The 20,293-nt window shown below is 72.6% G+C and carries 19 protein-coding genes; 11 read left to right on the forward strand and 8 right to left on the reverse strand.

Annotation, left to right across the window (positions count from 1 at the left end; translation table 11 throughout):
- Positions 1-4 precede the first annotated feature (4 nt).
- The gene (locus OG580_RS13925) at positions 5-2,065 is read left to right on the forward strand and encodes a S8 family serine peptidase (RefSeq protein WP_267043985.1); all 2,061 of its coding nucleotides are present in this window, start codon (positions 5-7) and stop codon (positions 2,063-2,065) included.
- A gap of 90 nt (positions 2,066-2,155) precedes the next feature.
- Here OG580_RS13925 and hutI read toward each other — a convergent pair whose 3' ends face one another.
- Genes hutI through hutU form a run of 4 tightly spaced genes read right to left on the reverse strand, consistent with a single transcriptional unit; the run spans position 2,156 to position 7,645 of the window.
- A complete protein-coding gene (gene hutI / locus OG580_RS13930; protein WP_267043986.1) occupies positions 2,156-3,403 on the reverse strand; it encodes an imidazolonepropionase in 1,248 nt (415 codons plus the stop codon).
- A gap of 17 nt (positions 3,404-3,420) precedes the next feature.
- Entirely contained in the window at positions 3,421-4,758 is a 1,338-nt protein-coding gene (locus OG580_RS13935) for a formimidoylglutamate deiminase (RefSeq protein ID WP_267043987.1), read from the reverse strand.
- Positions 4,749-5,945, reverse strand: coding sequence for an allantoate amidohydrolase (locus tag OG580_RS13940; RefSeq protein WP_267047999.1), 1,197 nt, complete (start codon positions 5,943-5,945; stop codon positions 4,749-4,751). Before OG580_RS13940 ends, OG580_RS13935 begins: the two co-directional genes overlap by 10 nt.
- Before the next feature lie 17 nt (positions 5,946-5,962).
- Positions 5,963-7,645 (reverse strand): urocanate hydratase, encoded by a 1,683-nt coding sequence (gene hutU / locus OG580_RS13945; RefSeq protein WP_267043988.1) that lies wholly within the window; start codon positions 7,643-7,645, stop codon positions 5,963-5,965.
- Between the two features lie 105 nt (positions 7,646-7,750).
- Between hutU and OG580_RS13950 the strand changes: the two genes are divergently transcribed.
- The 6 genes from OG580_RS13950 to OG580_RS13975 all read left to right on the forward strand — a co-directional run bounded on the left by OG580_RS13950 (position 7,751) and on the right by OG580_RS13975 (position 11,910).
- Positions 7,751-9,076, forward strand: coding sequence for a diaminopimelate decarboxylase (locus tag OG580_RS13950; RefSeq protein ID WP_267043989.1), 1,326 nt, complete (start codon positions 7,751-7,753; stop codon positions 9,074-9,076).
- Positions 9,077-9,218: 142 nt separating this feature from the next.
- Entirely contained in the window at positions 9,219-9,698 is a 480-nt protein-coding gene (locus OG580_RS13955) for an SRPBCC family protein (RefSeq protein ID WP_267043990.1), read from the forward strand.
- 140 nt (positions 9,699-9,838) lie between these two features.
- The gene (locus OG580_RS13960) at positions 9,839-10,234 is read left to right on the forward strand and encodes a hypothetical protein (protein ID WP_267043991.1); all 396 of its coding nucleotides are present in this window, start codon (positions 9,839-9,841) and stop codon (positions 10,232-10,234) included.
- Positions 10,231-11,037, forward strand: coding sequence for a transcriptional regulator (locus OG580_RS13965; RefSeq protein WP_267043992.1), 807 nt, complete (start codon positions 10,231-10,233; stop codon positions 11,035-11,037). Before OG580_RS13960 ends, OG580_RS13965 begins: the two co-directional genes overlap by 4 nt.
- Positions 11,038-11,078: 41 nt before the next feature.
- Complete coding sequence (locus tag OG580_RS13970; RefSeq protein ID WP_267043993.1) at positions 11,079-11,471, forward strand: roadblock/LC7 domain-containing protein; 393 nt, start codon at positions 11,079-11,081, stop codon at positions 11,469-11,471.
- 67 nt (positions 11,472-11,538) lie between these two features.
- The gene (locus tag OG580_RS13975; protein ID WP_267043994.1) at positions 11,539-11,910 is read left to right on the forward strand and encodes a hypothetical protein; all 372 of its coding nucleotides are present in this window, start codon (positions 11,539-11,541) and stop codon (positions 11,908-11,910) included.
- 76 nt (positions 11,911-11,986) lie between these two features.
- Here OG580_RS13975 and OG580_RS13980 read toward each other — a convergent pair whose 3' ends face one another.
- Positions 11,987-12,832: a MurR/RpiR family transcriptional regulator gene (locus tag OG580_RS13980; RefSeq protein WP_267043995.1), complete on the reverse strand. Its 846-nt coding sequence runs from the start codon at positions 12,830-12,832 to the stop codon at positions 11,987-11,989.
- A 333-nt stretch (positions 12,833-13,165) separates the two neighbouring features.
- Complete coding sequence (locus OG580_RS13985; RefSeq protein ID WP_267043996.1) at positions 13,166-14,554, reverse strand: cystathionine beta-synthase; 1,389 nt, start codon at positions 14,552-14,554, stop codon at positions 13,166-13,168.
- Between the two features lie 103 nt (positions 14,555-14,657).
- On the opposite strand from OG580_RS13985, the gene OG580_RS13990 reads away from it, so the two are divergent.
- The 3 genes from OG580_RS13990 to OG580_RS14000 all read left to right on the forward strand — a co-directional run bounded on the left by OG580_RS13990 (position 14,658) and on the right by OG580_RS14000 (position 18,261).
- Positions 14,658-15,656: an SGNH/GDSL hydrolase family protein gene (locus tag OG580_RS13990; RefSeq protein WP_267043997.1), complete on the forward strand. Its 999-nt coding sequence runs from the start codon at positions 14,658-14,660 to the stop codon at positions 15,654-15,656.
- Positions 15,657-15,852: 196 nt separating this feature from the next.
- Entirely contained in the window at positions 15,853-17,073 is a 1,221-nt protein-coding gene (locus OG580_RS13995) for an acetyl-CoA C-acetyltransferase (RefSeq protein WP_267043998.1), read from the forward strand.
- A 342-nt stretch (positions 17,074-17,415) separates the two neighbouring features.
- Complete coding sequence (locus OG580_RS14000; protein WP_267043999.1) at positions 17,416-18,261, forward strand: hypothetical protein; 846 nt, start codon at positions 17,416-17,418, stop codon at positions 18,259-18,261.
- A 77-nt stretch (positions 18,262-18,338) separates the two neighbouring features.
- On the opposite strand, the gene OG580_RS14005 is transcribed toward OG580_RS14000, so the two are convergent.
- Together OG580_RS14005 and OG580_RS14010 are read right to left on the reverse strand one after the other, a co-directional pair.
- The gene (locus OG580_RS14005; protein WP_267044000.1) at positions 18,339-18,668 is read right to left on the reverse strand and encodes a hypothetical protein; all 330 of its coding nucleotides are present in this window, start codon (positions 18,666-18,668) and stop codon (positions 18,339-18,341) included.
- Between the two features lie 63 nt (positions 18,669-18,731).
- Positions 18,732-19,604, reverse strand: a complete 873-nt coding sequence (locus tag OG580_RS14010) for an alpha/beta fold hydrolase (protein WP_267044001.1) — start codon at positions 19,602-19,604, stop codon at positions 18,732-18,734.
- 109 nt (positions 19,605-19,713) lie between these two features.
- On the opposite strand from OG580_RS14010, the gene OG580_RS14015 reads away from it, so the two are divergent.
- On the forward strand, positions 19,714-20,271 hold the full coding sequence (locus OG580_RS14015) for a TetR/AcrR family transcriptional regulator (protein WP_267044002.1): 558 nt from the start codon (positions 19,714-19,716) through the stop codon (positions 20,269-20,271).
- Positions 20,272-20,293 lie beyond the last annotated feature (22 nt).

Raw genomic sequence — 20,293 nt, forward strand, 5'->3', positions numbered from 1 at the left:
TGAAGTGAAGAGACCCGTATGGGGTGCGGTGATCGCTGCCGCGGCAGCCCTGGTGATCACCGCCCTGCCGACACCCGGCGGCCTGCTCCCCGGCACCGCCGAGGCGTCAGCGGCGGAGCCCGGCCCCGTCGCACCGGCCCTGTTCGACGAGGTCCCGGCCGGCACCGGCACCACCCTCCGCGTCAACGTCCTCACCGACCAGCGCGCCGACCTGGCCTCCGCGTCCGAAGCGGGCTCGACCCTCGTCTCCTACGACACCCTGCCCCTGGTCACCCTCCGCGTGGACAGCGCGGGCCTCCAGGAACTCAACTCCACGCCGGGCGTCGTCAGCGTCACCGAGGACGTTCCGGTGCCCCCCACCCTGAACGAGTCCACCGTCACGATCGGCAGCGACAAGACCGCGGTCGCCGGGAAGACCGGCGCCGGCACCTCCGTGGCGATCCTCGACACCGGCGTCGCCACCCAGCACCCCTTCCTCGCGGGCCGCGTCACGACCGAGGCGTGCTTCTCCGTCAACGACGAGACCTACGAGGCCACCAGCCTCTGCCCCAACGGCACCCCCCAGCAGGAAGGCACCGGCAGCGCCGACGCCGGATCCGGCCCCTGCGCCACCCTGGGCGCCGCGTGCTCCCACGGAACGCACGTCGCCGGCATCGCCGCCGGCAACGGAGCCGGCGTCAGCGGCGCACCCACCCGGGGCGTCGCCCCCGGGGCGAACGTCATCGCCCTCCAGGTGTTCTCCCGCGTCGACTCGGAGACCTACTGCGGGTCGGCCGCGAACACCCCGTGCGTGCTCAGCTTCACCAGCTCCCAGATCAAGGCACTGGAGAAGGTCCACGCGCTGAAGAAGGCCGGCACCAACATCGTCGCCGCCAACATGAGCCTGGGCGCGGGCCGTTACTACACCGCCTGCGCCGGCGACCTCCGCAAGCCGATCATCGACAGCCTGCTCGCCGAGGGCGTCGCCACGGTCGTCGCGGCCGGCAACAGCGGCTTCGCCGACTCGGTCAGCACCCCCGGCTGCATACCCTCGGCCCTCACGGTGGGCTCCACGACCGACGACGACCAGCTGTCCACCTTCTCCAACCGCGGCGCGCTGCTCGACGTCCTCGCCCCCGGCACCGGCATCGTGTCCTCCGTGCCCGGCGGCGGCTTCGCCTCGAAGAACGGCACCTCGATGGCCGCCCCGCACGTGACCGGCGCGCTGGCGGTCCTCCGTCAGACGTTCCCGGAGAAGTCGGTGACGGAGCTCGAAGCGCTCCTGAAGTCCACCGGCAAGCCCGTCTCGTACGGCACGACCGTCACGACCACCACCCCGCGGATCCAGCTCGACACGGCGGCGCTCGGCGGCGGCGGGGGCGGCACGGAGCCCGACCCGGAGCTGGTCGAGTGGAACAACTGGACCAACGTCCCCATCCCCGACTCCGGCATCGCCGAGTCGTCGATCGACATCAACCAGAACCGGCCCGCACCCTCCCGGGTCCAGGTGTACATCTCCGTCTACCACGAGTGGACCGGCGACCTGGAGATCGACCTCGTCTTCCCCGACGGCACCTCGACCCCGCTGCGACGGGTCCCCGGGTCCGACAACGTCACGAACATCCGCCAGCTGTACGAGGTGGACGCGAGCGCCAAGCACGCGCTGGGCGTGTGGAAGCTCCGCGTCAACGACACCTCGCCCGGTTCGGACGGCGAGATCGTCGGCTGGGACCTGCGCTTCCCCTGGTTCGACAACTGGACCGAGACGCAGATCCCCGACCTGGGAACGGTCGAGTCGCCGGTCGTCGTCGGCAGCGACCTCCCCGGCAACGCCCCGAGGCTGACCCGGGTCTACGCCGACATCCACCACGCCTGGCGCGGTGACCTGAAGCTGGACCTGGTCGCCCCGGACGGCCGGGTGTACCCGCTGCGCGCGGCGGCGCCCAAGGACTCGGGCGACACCATCCACGAGAGCTACGTGGTGGACGCGAGCGCCTCGCTCGCGAGGGGCACCTGGAAGCTCCGCGTCCAGGACACGGCGGCGGAGAGCACGGGCTCGATCAGCGGCTGGATGCTGACGCTCTGACGGTCCTCCGCGTCCGACCCTGCTCCGGACGGCCCGAAGGCCGGTCCGCCTGAACCTCGGCGGACCGGCCTTCGGGCGTGGTGCGCACGCTCAGGCCACGCGGACACCCTTGCGCCAGACCTCCGTCACCAGCGGGACGCCCGGGCGGTACGCCAGGTGGACGTGGGACGGGGCGTCCAGGAAGGTCAGGTCCGCGCGGGCGCCGACCGTCAGGCGGCCGACGTCCGTGCGGCGGAGGGCCGCGGCACCGCCGGCCGTGGCGGACCAGACGGCTTCGTCGGGGGTCATGCCCATGTCCCGTACCGCGAGGGCGATGCAGAACGGGACGGAGGACGTGAAGGACGAGCCCGGGTTGCAGTCCGTGGAGAGGGCGACGGTCACGCCCGCGTCCAGGAGGCGGCGGGCGTTCGGCCACTGGGCGCGGGTGGAGAACTCGGCGCCGGGAAGGAGCGTGGCGACCGTGTTGCCGGAGGCCAGGGCGTCGACGTCCGCGTCCGTGAGGTGCGTGCAGTGGTCGGCGCTCGCCGCGTCGAGCTCGACCGCCAGCTGGACGCCGGGGCCGTACGTGAGCTGGTTGGCGTGCACCCGGGGGTGCAGGCCCTTCGCCTTGCCGGCGGTGAGGATCGCGCGGGCCTGGTCGCCGTCGAAGGCGCCCTTCTCGCAGAAGACGTCGACCCAACGGGCGTACGGGGCGCAGGCGTCCAGCATCTCGCCGGTCACCAGCTCCACGTACGCCGCCGGGTCGTCCGCGTAGTCCGGGGAGACGATGTGCGCGCCGAGGTACGTCACCTCGTCGGTGTGCTCGGCCGCGATCCGCAGGGCGCGGGCCTCGTCCTCGACCGTCAGGCCGTAGCCGGACTTCGTCTCGAAGGTGGTCGTGCCCTGGCGGAGGGCCTCCGCCATGAAACGGGCCACGTTCGCGGACAGCGCCTCGTCGGAGGCGGCGCGGGTCGCCGCGACCGTGGTGCGGATGCCGCCCGCCGCGTACGCCTGGCCCGACATGCGGGCGTTGAACTCGGCGGTGCGGTCGCCGGCGAAGACGAGGTGCGAGTGGGAGTCGACGAAGCCGGGGACGACCGCCCGGCCGGCCGCGTCGACCCGGTTGTCAGTGGCGGGTGTTTTGCTGGATTCACCGACCCAGACGACACGGTCGCCTTCGATGACGACGGCCGCGTCCTGGATCAGGCCCAGGGGGGTTCCATCACCGAGAGAGGGGTCATTGGTGACGAGACTGGCGATGTTGACGATGGCGGTGGCGGCCGTCGCCACGGCGCTGTTCGCGCTCGTGGGGGCCGAGGTCGCCGCCGGGTTGTTCGTCGCCGCGGGGCCGGTGTTCATGATGAGGGGTGTCTCCTTCAGCCGCGCAGGGCGGCGATCGAGTCCGCGAGGGCGCCGGCCACGTCCGGTACGGAGTGGTGGACCCCGTCCCGTACGACATGGCGGCCGGCCACGACCGTATGACGCACGTCCGCGGCCGACGCGGCGAATACCGCCGTCTCGACTGCCAGACGCGGTACCGGTCCCGCTGTCCTGACGGTGTCCAGGGCGATCGTCGTGAAGTCGGCGAGGGCGCCCGTCTCCAGGGTGCCCGCGTCCGCCCAGCCGAGGGCCGCGTGGCCGTCGGCGGTGGCGGCCCGGAGCAGCGCGGCGGCCGTCCAGTGGCCGCGGGTGCGGGTGCGCAGGCGCTCGTTCAGCTCCATGGCCCGCGCCTCCTCCAGGAGGTCGATGACCGCGTGGCTGTCGCTGCCCAGGGAGAGCGGCGAGCCCGCGCCCTGGAGGGCGACGGCCGGGCCGATGCCGTCCGCGAGGTCGCGTTCGGTCGTCGGGCACATGCAGGTGCCGGTGGTCGAGGAGCCGAGGAGCGTGATGTCGCCGGCCGTCAGATGGGTGTTGTGGACGCCCGTCGTGCGGGGGCCCAGGACGCCGTGCTCGGCGAGGAGCTGCGTCGGGGTGAGGCCGTGCGCCGCGAGGCAGGCGTCGTTCTCGGCGGTCTGCTCCGAGAGGTGGACGTGGAGGGGGGCCTCCCTGTCCTGCGCCCACCGGGCGACCGTGGCGAGCTGGTCCGCCGGGACGGCCCGTACGGAGTGGATCGCCGCTCCGACGCGTACGCCGTCCCGCTCCTTGAGCGCCGACACCCGCTCGGCCCACCGCTCGGCGGTGCCGTCGGTGAAGCGGAGCTGGTGCTGCTCGGGGGCCGCGCCGAAACCGGCGGAGAGGTAGGCGGTGTCGAGGAGGGTGATGCGGATGCCCGCCTCGGCCGCCGCCGCGATGAGCGCCTCGCCCATCGCGTTGGGGTCGGCGTACGGCGTGCCGCCGGGTGCGTGGTGGAGGTAGTGGAACTCGCCCACGGAGGTGATGCCGGCGAGCGCCATCTCCGCGTACACGGCACGGGCGAGCGTGAAGTAGCTGTCGGGGGTCAGGCGTTGGGCGACGGTGTACATCACCTCGCGCCAGGTCCAGAAGGTGCCCGAGCCGACCTGGACCGTGCCGCGCAGGGCGCGGTGGAAGGCGTGCGAGTGGGCGTTGGAGAGGCCGGGGATCGTCAGGCCGCGCAGGACGACCGCGCCCGGGGGCGGGGTGTCGACCCCGGTGCGGACGGCGGTGATGCGGCCGTCGCTCACCTCCAGGGCCACGCCCGGCTCGACGTTCGTGTCGAGCCAGGCGTGCTCCAGCCAGTACGTCGTCAGCGACACGCCAGGCCCTCCAGTACGTCGGCGAGTGCGAGGACACCGGCAGCGCAGTCGTCCTCGGCCGCGAACTCGGCCGGGGAGTGCGAGACACCGGTGGGGTTCCGCACGAACAGCATGGCGGTCGGGATCGACTCGGAGAGGATTCCGGCGTCGTGTCCCGCGCCCGTGCCGAGGACCGGCACCTTCCCCGACGGGCCCAGGAGCCGGGACAGCTCGTCGCGCAGGGCGTGCGAGAAGTCCACGATCGGGGTGAAGGACTCCTGGACGACGGTGAGGTCGATGCCGTGGCGGTCGGCGTAGGCGCGGGCCTCCGCCTCGATGCCGGTGACGACCTTGTCCAGGGCGCCCTGGTCGGCGGCGCGGGCGTCGAGCCAGCCGCGGACGAGGGACGGGATGGCGTTGACGCCGTTCGGCTCGACCGCGATCTTGCCGAAGGTGGCGACTGCGCCCGCGAGTTCGGCCTCGCGGCGAGCCGCGAGCACCGTCTCCGCGTAGGTGAGCATCGGGTCGCGGCGGTCGACCAGCCGGGTGGTGCCGGCGTGGTTGGCCTCGCCGGCGAAGTCGTACCGCCAGCGGCCGTGCGGCCAGATCGCGGAGGCGAGGCCGACGGCGTCCCCGGACAGGTCCAGGGCGCGGCCCTGCTCGACGTGGAGCTCGACGAAGGCGCCGATCCGGGAGAGCCGCTCCGGGTCCGGACCGATGGCGTCCGGGTCGTAGCCGGCGGCCTCCATGGCCTGCGGGAGGCTGATGCCGTCGGCGTCGCGGAGCTCGTACGCCTGCTCCTTCGTCAGCCGGCCCGCGGTGAGGCGGGAGCCGACGCAGGCCAGGCCGAAGCGGGCTCCCTCCTCGTCGCCGAAGTTGACGATGGCGAGCGGCTTCTTGAACACCACGCCACGGGAGCGCAGTTCGTCGAGCGCGGCGAAGGCCGAGACGACGCCGAGGGGGCCGTCGAAGGCGCCGCCGTCCGGGACGGAGTCCAGGTGCGAGCCGGTGACGACCGCGTCACCGGCGGTCGGGTCGCCGAGCCAGGCCCACTGGTTGCCGTTCCGGTCGGTCTCGACGTCGAGGCGGCGGGCCTCGGCCTGCATCCGGAACCAGAGGCGGCAGTCCGCGTCGGCGTCGGTCCAGGCGTAGCGGCGGTAGCCGCCCGAGGCGTCGCTGCGGCCGATGGGCCGCAGCGACTGCCACATGGCGTGGAAGCGGGCACTCACGCGGAGTCGCCCTGGCTCGCGTCGTCGCCCTCGCGCATCGGGACGCGGACGCCCTTCTCGTCCGCGACCCGCTCCGCGATGTCGTAGCCCGCGTCGACGTGGCGGATGACGCCCATGCCCGGGTCGTTCGTGAGCACGCGGCGGATCTTCTCGCCGGCGAGCGGGGTGCCGTCGGCGACCGTGACCTGGCCCGCGTGGATGGAGCGGCCCATGCCGACGCCGCCACCGTGGTGGATCGAGACCCAGGAGGCGCCGGAGGCGACGTTGACCATGGCGTTGAGGAGCGGCCAGTCGGCGATGGCGTCGGAGCCGTCGAGCATGGCCTCGGTCTCGCGGTACGGGGAGGCCACCGAGCCGCAGTCGAGGTGGTCGCGGCCGATCGCGAGCGGCGCGGCGAGGGTGCCGTTGCCGACCATGTCGTTGAACATGTCGCCGGCCTTGTCGCGCTCGCCCTGGCCGAGCCAGCAGATGCGCGCCGGGAGGCCCTGGAAGTGGACGCGCTCGCCCGCCATCTTGATCCAGCGGTGCAGGGACTCGTTCTCCGGGAAGAGGTCGAGGAGCGCCTTGTCCGTCTTGTGGATGTCGCTCGCCTCGCCGGAGAGCGCGGCCCAGCGGAAGGGGCCCTTGCCCTCGCAGAAGAGCGGGCGGATGTAGGCGGGGACGAAGCCGGGGAAGGCGAAGGCGCGGTCGTAGCCGGCGAGCTGCGCCTCGCCGCGGATCGAGTTGCCGTAGTCGAAGACCTCGGCGCCGGCGTCCATGAAGCCGACCATGGCCTCGACGTGCTTCGCCATCGACTCGCGGGCGCGGGTGGTGAAGCCGGCCGGGTCCTTGGCGGCGGCGTCGGCCATGTCCTCGAAGGCGACACCGACGGGCAGGTAGGCGAGCGGGTCGTGGGCCGAGGTCTGGTCGGTCACGATGTCGATCGGGGCGCCCTCGGCGAGCATCTGCGGGAGCAGTTCGGCCGCGTTGCCGAGGAGGCCGATGGAGAGCGGGCGGCGGGCGTCGCGGGCCTCGGTCGCCAGGGCGAGGGCGTGGGCGAGGTTGTCGGCCTTCACGTCCAGGTAGCGGTGCTCGATGCGGCGCTCGATGGCGCGCGGGTCGACGTCGATGCAGATCGCGACGCCGTCGTTCATCGTCACGGCGAGCGGCTGGGCGCCGCCCATGCCGCCGAGGCCGGCGGTGAGGGTGATGGTGCCGGCCAGGGTGCCGCCGAACTTCTTGGCGGCGACGGCGGCGAAGGTCTCGTACGTGCCCTGGAGGATGCCCTGGGTGCCGATGTAGATCCAGGAGCCGGCGGTCATCTGGCCGTACATGGTGAGGCCGAGCTGCTCCAGGCGCCGGAACTCCTCCCAGTTCGCCCAGTCGCCGACCAGGTTGGAGTTGGCGATGAGGACGCGCGGGGCCCACTCGTGGGTCTGCATGACGCCGACGGGGCGGCCGGACTGGACGAGCATCGTCTCGTCCTGCTTCAGGGTCCGCAGCGTGCGGACCATGGCGTCGTACGAGCGCCAGTCGCGGGCGGCCTTGCCGGTGCCGCCGTAGACGACGAGCTTGTCGGGGTGCTCGGCGACCTCGGGGTCGAGGTTGTTCTGGAGCATCCGGAGGGCGGCTTCCTGCTGCCATCCCAGGGCGCTCAGTTCCGTACCGCGTGCTGCTCGGACGGGGCGGGGTCCTGACATGGGGGTGCCTCCTCGAATGTCGATCAGATATTCACATCTTGGCGCGCTGAATAGTTGTAGTCAACAGGGCGGGTGTCCCCCGTCCAAGTGAGCCGGAATGGTGGGATGGGCCGTATGGCCTCCTACCGTCGTGATCTCGCCGTCCGAGCCTCCGTCGACCAAGGACTCCTCTCGCCCGCCGAGCCGGTCGTCGCACTCCTCGACACCACCGGCATCCGCGCCTCCGCCGCCGCTCTGACCAGCGCTTTCGCCGCCGTCACCGATGCCCACGTCCTCCACGCCTTCGCCGTCAAGGCCGCCCCGCTCGTCCCCGTCCTGCGCCTCCTCCACGACGCGGGGCTCGGCGTCGAGGTCGCCAGCCCCGGCGAGCTCGCCCTCGCCCGCGCCGCCGGAATCCCGCCCACCCACACCGTGCTCGACTCCCCCGCCAAGACCCCGGCCGAACTCCGCCAGGCCCTCGCGCTGGGCATCGCCGTCAACGCCGACAACCTCCAGGAACTGGACCGCCTCGACGCGCTCGTCGCCTCCGCGCCCACCGCCTCCCCCCTCGGGATCCGGGTGAACCCGCAGGTCGGAGCCGGTTCCATCGGCGCCCTCTCGACCGCGACCGCCACCTCCAAGTTCGGCGTGGCACTCCGCGACGAGGGCGCCCGCGAGAGCGTCGTCCAGGCCTACCTGGACCGCCCCTGGCTCACCCGGCTGCACACCCACACCGGCTCCCAGGGCGTCCCCCTCGCCCTGATGGCGGACGGCGTCGGAGAGACCTACGCGCTCGCCGAGGAGATCAACCACAAGGCGGGCCGGCAGCAGATCGACACCGTCGACATCGGCGGCGGCCTGCCGGTCAACTTCACCTCCGACGAGGAGACGCCGACGTACGCCGAGTACGCCCGGCTGCTCGCCGACACCGCCCCCGGGCTCCTCGACGGCCGCTACCGCCTCGTCACCGAGTTCGGCCGCTCCCTGCTCGCCAAGCACGGCACGGTCCTCGCCCGGGTGGAGTACACGAAGACCTCCGGGGGCCGCCCGATCGCCGTCACCCACGCGGGCGTCCAGCTCGCCACCCGTACGGTCTACGCCCCCGACTCCTGGCCGCTGCGGATCCTCGCGTACGACGCCGAGGGCCGCCCCCGCGCCGGGGACGTCACCGTCCAGGACGTGGCCGGGCCCGCCTGCTTCGCCGGGGACCTGCTCGCCACCGGCCGGGCGCTGCCACTGCTGCACCCGGGCGACGTCGTGGCCGTCCCGGACACCGGCGCGTACTACTTCGCCCACCACTACGGGTACAACAGCCTGCCCCGGCCCGGGATCCACGGCTTCACGGTGGCCGAGGACGGCGCGGTGACGTTCTCGACGGTACGGAAGGCGCAGACGCTCGCCGAGATCGTCGCGGAGGCGGGCGGGGCACAGGCGAACGCGCTCGTCGGGTAGCGCGGGAGCGGCGGCCGGTCAGCGCGGGAGCGCCCGCCGGTCAGCGCGGGAGCGGCGGCCGGGTAGCGCGGGAGCGGCGGCCGGGTAGCGCGTGCGGGCCCTCTGGGTAGCGCGGGAGCGGCGGCCCGGCTTCGATGAGGACATGACTGGAACGGGTACGGACACCACCTCCGTCGTCGTCGAGCGCCGGGTCGCCGCCTCCCCCGGGCGCGTCTGGGAGGCGATCACCGACCTGCGGGACATGCCCCGCGTCCTCTCGGGCGTCGAGAAGGTCGAGGTGCTCACCGAGGGCGGCTTCGCGGTCGGCACGCGCTGGCGCGAGACGCGCCGGATGCTGGGCAAGGAGGCCACGGAGGAGATGACCGTGACCGAGTGCGAGCCGCCCGACCGGTACGTCACGGTCGCCGACTCGCACGGCATGCACTACGTCTCCGAGCTCACCCTGACGGCCTACGGCGAGGGAGGCACGACCCTGCGGATGACCTTCTCCGCCACCCCCGCGAGCGGCCGCACCCCCGGCTTCGTCACCCGGCTGCTCGCCCGCTTCGGCGCGAAGGCCGTCGCCAGGGCGCTCGCGAAGGACCTGGCCGAGATCGCGACCGCCGTGGAGTCACGCGCCTGAGGGCAACGGATCGGTCAATTCCCGCCACCCTCTGGCATGTTCCGATGGAAAATGCCAGAACGCCTCCCCAGAGCCGGAACGTTCAGTAGCGTCACCGTCACTGCCGTTCGCTCGCGCACCGTATCGGGAGGGGAACCCGCGTGCCCGGAATCGACGAGTGCCTACTGGAGGCCATGGCCCTGCCAGGCGCTCGCGGAGCCTCCCTGGTCGACTGGACCAGTGGGCTCGCCCTCGGGACGGCGGGCGAGTCCCCGACCGGCGACCACGAGACGACGGCCGCCGAGACCGCCGAACTCGCCCGCGCCGCAGCGGAGTTCGACTCCTTCGCGGCGGCGGGGGAACCGGAATCCCCGGAGGGCCCGCCCGTCGAGGACCTGATCGTCACCACCCGCGCCGGCTACCACGTCCTCCGCTTCGTCGAGACCTCCTTCGACAGCAGCGTCTTCCTCCATCTCTGGCTCGACCGCGACACCGGAAACCTCGCCCTCGCCCGCATCCGCCTCCGCGACCTCGCCGAGAGGCTGATCCTGGGATGAGCCCCACCGCCACCGCTCCCGCCACCGCCAACGCACCGGTCTCCCCGATGCTGGTCCGGCTCGCCGCCGAGAAGGCGACCGGCGCACTGCTGCGCGACCACGGCACGCTCTACCTGGTCGACGGCCGGGTCGTCCACGCCGAGAGCCCCGCCGCCCCGGGCGTCGACGTCCTCCTGACCACCGGCGGACGACTGCCCCGCGAGGGCTGGGACGAGGCCGTCGACCGGGCCGGTGCCCACCGCGCGGTCGGCCGCTTCCTCGTCGACAGCGGCCGGCTGCACGACGGCGAGCTGGAGATCTGCCACCTCGGCGCCGTCTTCGACGCGGCCTTCTTCGCCCTCTCCCCCACCAGCGGGCCGACCCGCTTCCGGTACGGGGTCGGCCACTGGTTCGGCACGGTGCGGCCGGTCTCCGCCGAGGCCGTCGAGCGCGAGACCGTCCGCCGCCGCGAACTCCTCGACGCCGTCTGGCCGTACGCCTCCGTCGACACCGCCCCCGTCGTGCCCCGGCCCGCCGCACCCGGCCAGACCGTCGGGGCCCGGCAGCGCGCCCTGCTCGGCGCCGCCGACGGGGAGCGGACCCCGGCGGAGCTCGCCCGGCTGCTCGGCCGCCCCGCCTTCCACACGCTCCTCGACATCCGGCGGCTCGCGGCCGCGGGACTCGTCGAGACCCCACCGGAGCCCCACCCCGACTCCGTACCGCCCTCCCCGCCACCGCTGCCGCTGCTCGCGGCCCCCGAGGTGGCCGACCCCGACATCGCCCTGCTGCGCCGGCTCCGTGACGCCCTGGAGGCACATCTGTGATGAGGCGTGCCCTGCGCCTGCGCGCCGAAAGGAAACAGCTCATGACCGCAGAAACCGAGGTGCTCGGCGAACTCAGACGGCTGCGAGCCCGGTTGCCCCAGCTGACCGGAGCCCTCGCGGCCAGCGCCGACGGCCTCGTCCTCGCCCACGACACCGTGGACGGCGAGGCGGAGAGCGTGGCCGCGCTGACGGCGGCGGCACTCGGCGTCGGCCAGCGGCTCACCGACTGCACGGGCCAGGGCCGCTTCCGCGAGCTGCTCGTCCGCGGCGAGAGCGGTTACGTGGCCACGTACGCGGCGGGCGGCGCTGCTGTCCTGACGCTGCTCGCGGAGCCCCGGATCAACGTGGGCCGGCTCCACCTGGAGGCCCGCAGGTCCAGCGCCCGGATAGGCGAGCTCGTCGACGGGGCGCTGGAGCGCAAGGACCTGAACTGACCTGAACCGAAGTCCGTAAAGAAGATCACGAAGAGCACGCAGAACACGAAAAGGAAGTGCGACACCCATGGCGAACACCGAGACCTCCCTCAAGGAAGCCGCCTCGATCGAAGGCGCCATCGGCGCGGCACTCGTCGACTACACGAGCGGCATGGCCCTCGGCACCGTCGGCGGTGGCAAGGAGCTCGACCTGAACGTGGCCGCGGCGGGCAACACCGACGTGGTCCGGGCCAAGGTCCGGGCGATGGAGATGCTCGGCCTCGGCGACGAGATCGAGGACATCCTGATCACCCTCGGCCGGCAGTACCACCTGATCCGGCTACTCAGGGCCCAGGGCACGAACGGCCTGTTCATGTACCTGGCCCTGGACAAGGAACGCGCGAACCTGGCGATGGCCCGCCACCAGCTCAAGAAGATCGCGACCGACCTCCAGGTCTGACCCAGGCCCCGCGAGCCCGGCCTGATCGGCAAGACACCCCCCAGGGCCCGTCCGGCGGATCAAGGCCGGACAGGCCCTACCCGACGAACAGCCCCCGCGCGACCGCCTTCGCGTCGAACTCCTCCAGGCGCGCCTGCGCGTCCGGGAGTTCGTCCGCCATGGCCTCCAGGAGGACCCGGCCGAGCATCATCGGCGCGCAGGCGGTGTCGAAGGCGAGCCCGGTGCCGACGGCGGCCGGGATCAGCAGGTCGCTGTGGGCGGCGACGGGCGCGAACGCCGAGTCGGCGACGGCCACGACCGTGAGCCCGGCCGCCCGCGCGTACTCCAGGGCCTCGACGACCTCCCGGGGGTGCCGGGGCAGGGCGAAGCAGAGCAGCGCCGTGGCCCCGGCCCGTACGGCCGCGTCGACGCGGTCCGTGAGCATCGAGCCGCCCTCGTCGAGGAGCCGGACGTCGGGGTGCACCTTCGCGGCGAAGTAGGCGAAGCCGCGCGCCTGCGAGGAGGCGGCCCGCAGGCCGAGCACGAGGAGTGGACGCGAGGAGGCGAGGAGGCGGCCCGCCCGTTCGACGGGCTTCGGGTCGGCGAGCAGCCCTGCGAGGTGCCGGAGGTTCTCGATCTCGGCGAGCACGGCCTGCTGGTACTCGTTGTGCCCCTCGCTCTCGCCCTCGGCACCGCCGGGCTCCGGGGGCGCGACCTCCCGCAGGTGCCGGCGCAGCGCCGGGTACCCGTCGAAGCCGAGGGCGACGGCGAAGCGGGTGACGGAGGGCTGGCTGACCCCGGCGAGCTCGGCGAGCTCGACACTGGACAGGAACGGCACGTCGGCGGCGCGCCGCACCATGCAGTGCGCGATCCGCCGCTGCGTCGGCGTCAGCCGGTGCCCCTCGAAGAGCGCCTGCAGCCGACCGGCCGGGCTGTCGCTCATGCCGTCCCCCTTCCACTTATTCACCCATGACTATCTCTGCATAAGGATATGCAGCCGGGTGGAGCGAGGGAACGGGGGAGGCCGGGAAGAGTAGCGCGGGGACCGCCGCACCCCCGGTGAAGGGGGGCGGGACGACGGCGGTCCCCGCGAGGGACACGGGCCCGGGTCAGGACCGGTCTCCGCGTCCGCGACGTCTGTGGAGGCCCGGGAGCCGCTCCGGAAGTCCGTGACGCCGACAACCACCAATGTGCCGGACGCGTGTTAAGTCGGTGCTGCGCGAACGTGTCGCCCTCGTACCAGTTGCACGAACGACTCCACGCGCCCGGCCGCGTCCTACTTGGTGCCGCCGTTGGCCAGGAAGGCCAGCAGGTCCTGGCGGCTGACGACACCGGTCGGCTTGCCCTCGACCAGCACGATCGCCGCGTCGGAGGCCTCGCCGAGGACGGACATCAGGTCGGCGACGGGCTCGCCGGATCCGACCTGCGGAAGCGGCGTGCTCATGTGGTGCTCCAGCGAGTCCTCCAGGGAGGCGCGCTTCGTGAAGAGCGCGTCGAGGAGCTCGCGCTCGACGACCGAGCCGACGACCTCGGCGGCCATGACGTCGGGGTGGCCGGCGCCGGGCTTGACGATGGGCATCTGGGAGACGCCGTACTCGCGCAGCACCTCGATGGCCTGGCCGACGGTCTCGTCCGGGTGCATGTGGACGAGCGAGGGCATGACGCCCTCCTTGTGGCGCAGGACGTCGGCGACGGTGGCCGTGGAGGTGTCCTCCAGGAAGCCGTGGCCGGCCATCCACTCGTCGCTGAAGATCTTGGACATGTAGCCGCGTCCGGAGTCCGGAAGCAGCACGACCACGACGTCCTCGGGGCCGAGGTCCTTGGCGACCTCCAGGGCGGCCACGACCGCCATGCCGCAGGAACCGCCGACGAGGAGGCCCTCCTCCTTGGCGAGGCGGCGGGTCATCTGGAACGAGTCCTTGTCGGACACGGCGACGATCCGGTCCGTGACGTTCTGGTCGTAAGCGGTCGGCCAGAAGTCCTCGCCGACGCCCTCGACCAGGTACGGGCGGCCGGAGCCGCCGGAGTAGACGGAGCCCTCGGGGTCGGCGCCGACGACCTTCACGGAGCCGCCGCTGACCTCCTTGAGGTAGTTGCCGGTGCCGGAGATGGTGCCGCCGGTGCCGACGCCCGCCACGAAGTGGGTGATCTTCCCGTCCGTCTGCTCCCAGAGCTCGGGACCGGTGGTCTCGTAGTGGGAGCGCGGGTTGTTCGGGTTGGAGTACTGGTCGGGCTTCCAGGCTCCGGGCGTCTCCCGCACGAGCCGGTCCGAGACGTTGTAGTACGAGTCCGGGTGCTCGGGATCCACGGCGGTGGGGCAGACGACGACCTCCGCGCCGTACGCCCGCAGCACGTTGATCTTGTCGAGGGACACCTTGTCGGGGCAGACGAAGATGCACTTGTAGCCCTTCGTCTGGGCCACGATCGCGAGGCCGACGCCGGTGTTGCCGGACGTGGGCTCGACGATGGTGCCGCCGGGCTTGAGCTCGCCGCTCTGCTCGGCCGCCTCGATCATGCGGAGGGCGATGCGGTCCTTGACCGAGCCCCCCGGGTTGAAGTACTCGACCTTGGCCAGGACGGTTGCCTGGATTCCCGCCGTGACGCTGTTGAGCTTCACCAGCGGGGTGTTGCCGACGAGGCTGATCATCGAGTCGTGGAATTGCACCGTAATCTCCGGGGTCTCCGTAATGGTGTGGCCAGCGTATGCGTAGTCGGAGCGGCTTACGGGGCAGTTAGACCCTGAACGGCTTGAAGGAGGTGACGGCCTCATGTCGAGGGCGAGGGTGGCGCGGCGGATCGCGGCGGGCGCGGCGTACGGCGGCGGGAGCATCGGGCTGCTGGGCGTGGCGGCGGTCGGGCTCCTGCTGACCGAGATGCAGTTGGCGAAGAGGACGGTGGGGAACGGGACGGCGCCCCTGCCACCGGTGACGGACGGCCTCTACGGCCGGTCCTTCGGTACGGAGGCCCCGCTGCGGCTGGCCCTTCTGGGTGATTCCACGGCGGCGGGCCAGGGGGTGCGCCGTGCGGGTCAGACGCCGGGCGCGCTGCTCGCCTCGGGGCTCGCGGCGGTGGCGGAGCGGCCGGTGGTCCTGCGGAACGTGGCGCTGTCGGGGGCGCGCTCGGACGACCTGGAGCGCCAGGTGTCGCTCCTGCTCGCCCAGCCGGTGGGGCCGCCGGACGTGTGCGTGATCATGATCGGGGCGAACGACGTGACGCACCGGATGTCGCCCACGGAGTCGGTACGGCTCCTGGCGGCGGCGGTGCGCCGACTGCGGACGGCGGGCGCGGAGGTGGTCGTCGGGACCTGCCCGGACCTGGGCACGATCGAGCCGGTCTACCAGCCGCTGCGCTGGCTGGCCCGGCGGGCCTCGCGGCAGCTGGCGGCGGCGCAGACGATCGTGGCGGTGGAGCAGGGCGGGCGGACGGTGTCGCTCGGCGACCTGCTCGGCCCGGAGTTCGCGGCGAATCCGCGCGAGATGTTCGGGGTGGACAACTTCCACCCGTCGGCGGAGGGGTACGCGACGGCGGCGATGGCGGTCCTGCCGACGCTGTGCGTGTCGCTGGGCGTGTGGCCGGAAACGGACCGGCTGGAGCCCTCGGGACGGGAGAACATCCTGCCGGTGGCGAAGGCGGCGGCCGAGGCGGTGAAGGAGGCGGGCACGGAGGTGACGGGCGCGCGGGCGCCGTGGGCGCTGCTCAAGTACCGGCGGAGACGGCGGCTGCCGGTCGACGCGGAGACCCCGGCCCCGGAGGACGCCCAGGCGTGACCCACCCCGGTGTGGGCATTCGTTCCGCTGGGCTGAGGGTCCCCCTCTGCGGGACGATTGCCCACACGGGAGGGGTGCCGACTGAGCGTACGCTTAGAAAAGAGGTCCGCGTCACACCGTCAGGGCGGTGACCCCTGCGGTACGTACGGGTAACTTCCCTTTCAGTCCGCTCACTCCGCACCCTCATGGAGCCGTGATGCCCGAAGCCGTGATCGTCTCGACCGCCCGCTCGCCCATCGGCCGGGCCTTCAAGGGCTCCCTCAAGGACCTGCGGCCGGACGACCTCACCGCGACCATCATCCAGGCCGCCCTGGCCAAGGTGCCCGAGCTCGACCCCCGGGACATCGACGACCTGATGCTGGGCTGTGGTCTGCCCGGCGGCGAGCAGGGCAACAACCTGGGCCGGATCGTCGCCGTGCAGATGGGCATGGACCACCTGCCGGGCTGCACGGTCACCCGCTACTGCTCCTCCTCGCTCCAGACCTCCCGCATGGCGCTGCACGCCATCAAGGCCGGCGAGGGCGACGTCTTCATCTCGGCCGGTGTCGAGATGGTCTCCAGCTTCGCGAAGGGCAACTCGGACTCCTGGCCCGACACGCACAACCCGTTCTTCGCCGAGGCCGAGGCCCGTACCGCCGAGGTCGCCGCCTCCGAGGGCTCGACGTGGCACGACCCGCGCGAGGACGGCATCGTCCCGGACGCGTACATCGCGATGGGCCAGACCGCCGAGAACCTGGCCCGCTGGAAGGGCATCAGCCGCCAGGAGATGGACGAGTTCGGCGTACGCTCGCAGAACCTCGCCGAGCAGGCCATCAAGAACGGCTTCTGGGAGCGCGAGATCACCCCGGTGACGCTGCCGGACGGCACCGTCGTCTCCACCGACGACGGCCCGCGCGCCGGCGTCACCCTGGAGGGCGTGCAGGGCCTCAAGCCGGTCTTCCGCCCCGACGGTCTGGTCACCGCCGCCAACTGCTGCCCGCTGAACGACGGCGCCGCCGCCCTCGTGATCATGTCGGACACGAAGGCCCGCGAGCTCGGCCTGACCCCGCTCGCCCGCATCGTCTCCACCGGCGTCTCCGGCCTCTCGCCCGAGATCATGGGCCTCGGCCCGGTCGAGGCGTCGAAGCAGGCCCTCAAGCGCGCCGGCCTGACCATCGGCGACATCGACCTGGCCGAGATCAACGAGGCCTTCGCCGCCCAGGTCATCCCCTCCTACCAGGACCTCGGCCTGGACCTGGACAAGGTGAACGTCAACGGTGGCGCCATCGCCGTCGGCCACCCCTTCGGCATGACGGGCGCCCGGATCACCGGCACCCTGATCAACGGCCTCCAGTTCCACGACAAGCAGTTCGGCCTGGAGACCATGTGCGTCGGCGGCGGCCAGGGCATGGCCATGGTGATCGAGCGGCTGAGCTGAGCCGTAGCGGAGGGTAGGGGTCGCCTGAGGAACGAAGGCGGCACCTGCCCGCAGCGGTGGCGAGGCTCAGCGCGACCAAAAGAGCGAGCGGCTGAGCTGATGCGGCGCCTGTCCTGACAGGCCCTGGCTAACCCCACCGCGTCCGAGCCGTGACCGAATCTCCCCCAGGATGTGACCTACGTCCCGGGGGAGTTCGTTTTCGCAGGTCAGGGCCGCCTTGGGACTAAACACCCGGCCGAAATACCTGTCCAATTCGTGACGTAATGCACTGACAGCGAGCACCACCCCAGGACAAGCTGATGTAGGAAGTCGGGGGATCGACTCGGAATCGGGAGTACGTCAGTGAGCGCCATGTCTCTTGCCCTGCTGCTGACCACGGCCGCTGCCACGGCCGTGGGCGCTGCTGCCCTGCACGCCGTCCACGGTCTTCGCAAGGAGGTCACGTCCCTCCGCGGCGAGCTGGCGGCCGCCCGCGGCGTCACGGTCCCCGCGGCCCGCGCCACTCCGGCCGCGGAGATACGAGCCGCGGTCGCCGAGGCGCTGGCCGAGGAGCGCGAGCGCGAGCTCGCGGAGGCCCGTGCCTTCTGGGCCGCGCAGGAGGCCCGTGACGCGGCCGACGCCCCGTCCCTGCTCGGCGGGCTCGGCTCCCCGGTCGAGGACGGCACGTTCTTCGTCCCGCGCCAGGCCGACTTCGCCGGCCTGGAGGCGATGGCCCTGGAGGCCATGGAGGCGGAGGCGGCCGCGCTCGACGGCGTCGCCGACCTCGGTGACCTGGCCGACGCGCTGGACGAGTACCCGGAGGACTCGGCGGAGCTGGCCGCGGCCCGTCGCCGCCACCCCTCGCACCCGGACTTCGTGCCGGTGCAGACCCCGGTCGTCACCGACCACGAGCGGACGGTGGCCCGCCTGGAGGAGCTCGCGGACACCCGTACGGCACTGACCGACGTGCGCCCCGGCCCGCTCGGCACCCTGGACGTGTACGTCTTCGCGGACGGTACGACGCTCTGCATGACCCCCGGTCACCGCGAGACCGCGGAGCGCCTCGCGGAGGCCCTGCGCTCCGGCCGCACCCCGGTGCTGCTCGGCGGCTCGGGCGTCTCGGGCGCCTTCGCGCTCACCTTCTCGTACGGCGACACGGACGAGGAGAACGTCTACATCCTGGCGGACCGCGTCATCGCCTCGCTGTAACCCACACCGCACAGCGGGGGCGTGCGACCCCCACAGCAAGGCGGCGTAGGCCACTGGAGCGCCACAGCCCAGAGGCCTCAGAGCCCCGAGCGCTCCGCCGCCTCCCGTACCAGTCTCACGGCCTCGCCCAGTTCCCCCTCGCGGGAATCGGCCGGGGCCGTTCGCAGAATCTCCGCCAGGTCGTTCCCGGCGACGACGAGCTGGTCGGCGACGGTGAAGACGCCCGCGTCCGGGATGGTCAGCGGCTCCCGCTCCGGGTTCTCGGCGCGCTGGGCGCGCACCGCGAGCTCCCGGGCGAGCGCGAGCCCCTCGGTCGCGGCCCCGCGCTGGAGGCGGCTCTGCGGGGCGGCCCGCAGCCGGTCGGCGAACCGCTCGACGGCGGCGGTCAGGTCACTCGTATCAAGCACCCCGCGACCCTACGCGCCGCCCGGCGGCCCTGACCAACGAGCCGTCCCGCCCCGGCCCCCGCCTCACGTCGCGTTCCGCCCGAGGAAGTCGCGGACGAGCGCGGCGATCTCCTCGCCGTGCGTCTCCAGGGCGAAGTGGCCCGCGTCCAGGAGGTGGATCTCGGCGTCCGGCAGGTCCCGCGCGAAGGCCTCCGCGCCCGCGGGCCCGAAGATCTCGTCACCGCGGCCCCAGGCCGCGAGGAGCGGCGGCCGGTGGGTCCGGAAGTACTCCTGGAAGGCCGGGTAGCCGTCCAGGTTGAACTGGTAGTCCCAGAAGAGCTGGAGCTGGATCTCCTTGTTGCCGGGCCGGTCCAGGCCCGCCTGGTCCAGGGTCCAGGCCTCCGGGCCGATCCGGTCGAGCCGGTCCGCCGGCACGCCGTGGGTGTACTGCCAGCGGGTGGCCTCGGCGGTCAGCAGCTCGCGTACCCCGGCCTCGTGGGTCTCGCGGTCCTTGGCATGGGCGAAGAGCACGTCCCAGAAGGGCGTGAAGCCCTCCAGGTAGGCGTTGCCGCTCTGGCTGACGATCGCGGTGACCCGCTCGGGGTGGCGGGAGGCGATCCGCAGTCCGATGGGCGCCCCGTAGTCCTGGATGTAGAGCGCGAACCGCTCGACGCCGAGCTCGTCGAGCAGCCCCAGGGTGACCTCGGTGAGCTTCTCGAAGCCGTAGGGGAAGTCCTCGACGGCCGGCGCGGCCGAGGCGCCGAAGCCGATGTGGTCGGGGGCGACGAGGTGGTACGAGTCGGCCAGCTCGGCCATGAGCCCGCGGTACATGTGCGAGCTGGACGGGAAGCCGTGCAGCAGGACGAGGGTGGGGTTCGCCGGGTCACCGGCCTCCCGGTAGAAGACGTCGAGTCCGTCGACGGTGACGGTGCGGGCGCGCAGGGCGAAGGCGGACATGGGAACTCCCCGTTTCCGGTGTCAGGTTTCCGACCGGGAGAACGATCGTTCCCCCGATGCCTTGTAGACTACGAGAACGATGGTTCTCTACGCAAGGGGTGATCGGTCGATGGACGCGGAAACCGCCGAACTGAAGCTGCTCGACACCGCCGAACGGCTCTTCGACGAGCGCGGGGTGCAGGCGGTCGGCATGGACGCGATCCGCACCGCTTCCGGGGTCTCGCTCAAGCGGCTCTACCAGGTCTTCCCCTCCAAGGACCTCCTCGTCGAGGCGGTCCTGCGGCGCCGCGACAGCGCCGTACGGGAGGCCCTGGCGGCCCACGGCGCACGGGTCGCCGACGGGCCGTACGAGCGGGCGCTCGCGGTCTTCGACTGGCTCGCCGGCTGGTTCGCCGAGCCCGCGTTCCGGGGGTGCGCGTTCATCAACGCCTTCGGCGAGCTCGGCGGGGTCTCCCCGAACGTCGCCGCCCTCGCCCGCGACCACAAGGAGGCCCTGCGGGCGTACTTCGCCGAGCAGACGGACGCCCTGGACGCACCTGCCCTCCTCGCCGACCAGCTCGCCCTCCTCGCCAACGGGGCCATGGCCGTCGCGGGCATCACCGGCTCCCCCGAGCCCGCCGCGCAGGCGAAGGCCGCGGCCCGCGTCCTGATCGACGCGGCACGGTAGCGGGGTCCGGGAACGCGGAAAG

The organism is Streptomyces sp. NBC_00094, from assembly GCF_026343125.1.
Taxonomy (GTDB): domain Bacteria; phylum Actinomycetota; class Actinomycetes; order Streptomycetales; family Streptomycetaceae; genus Streptomyces.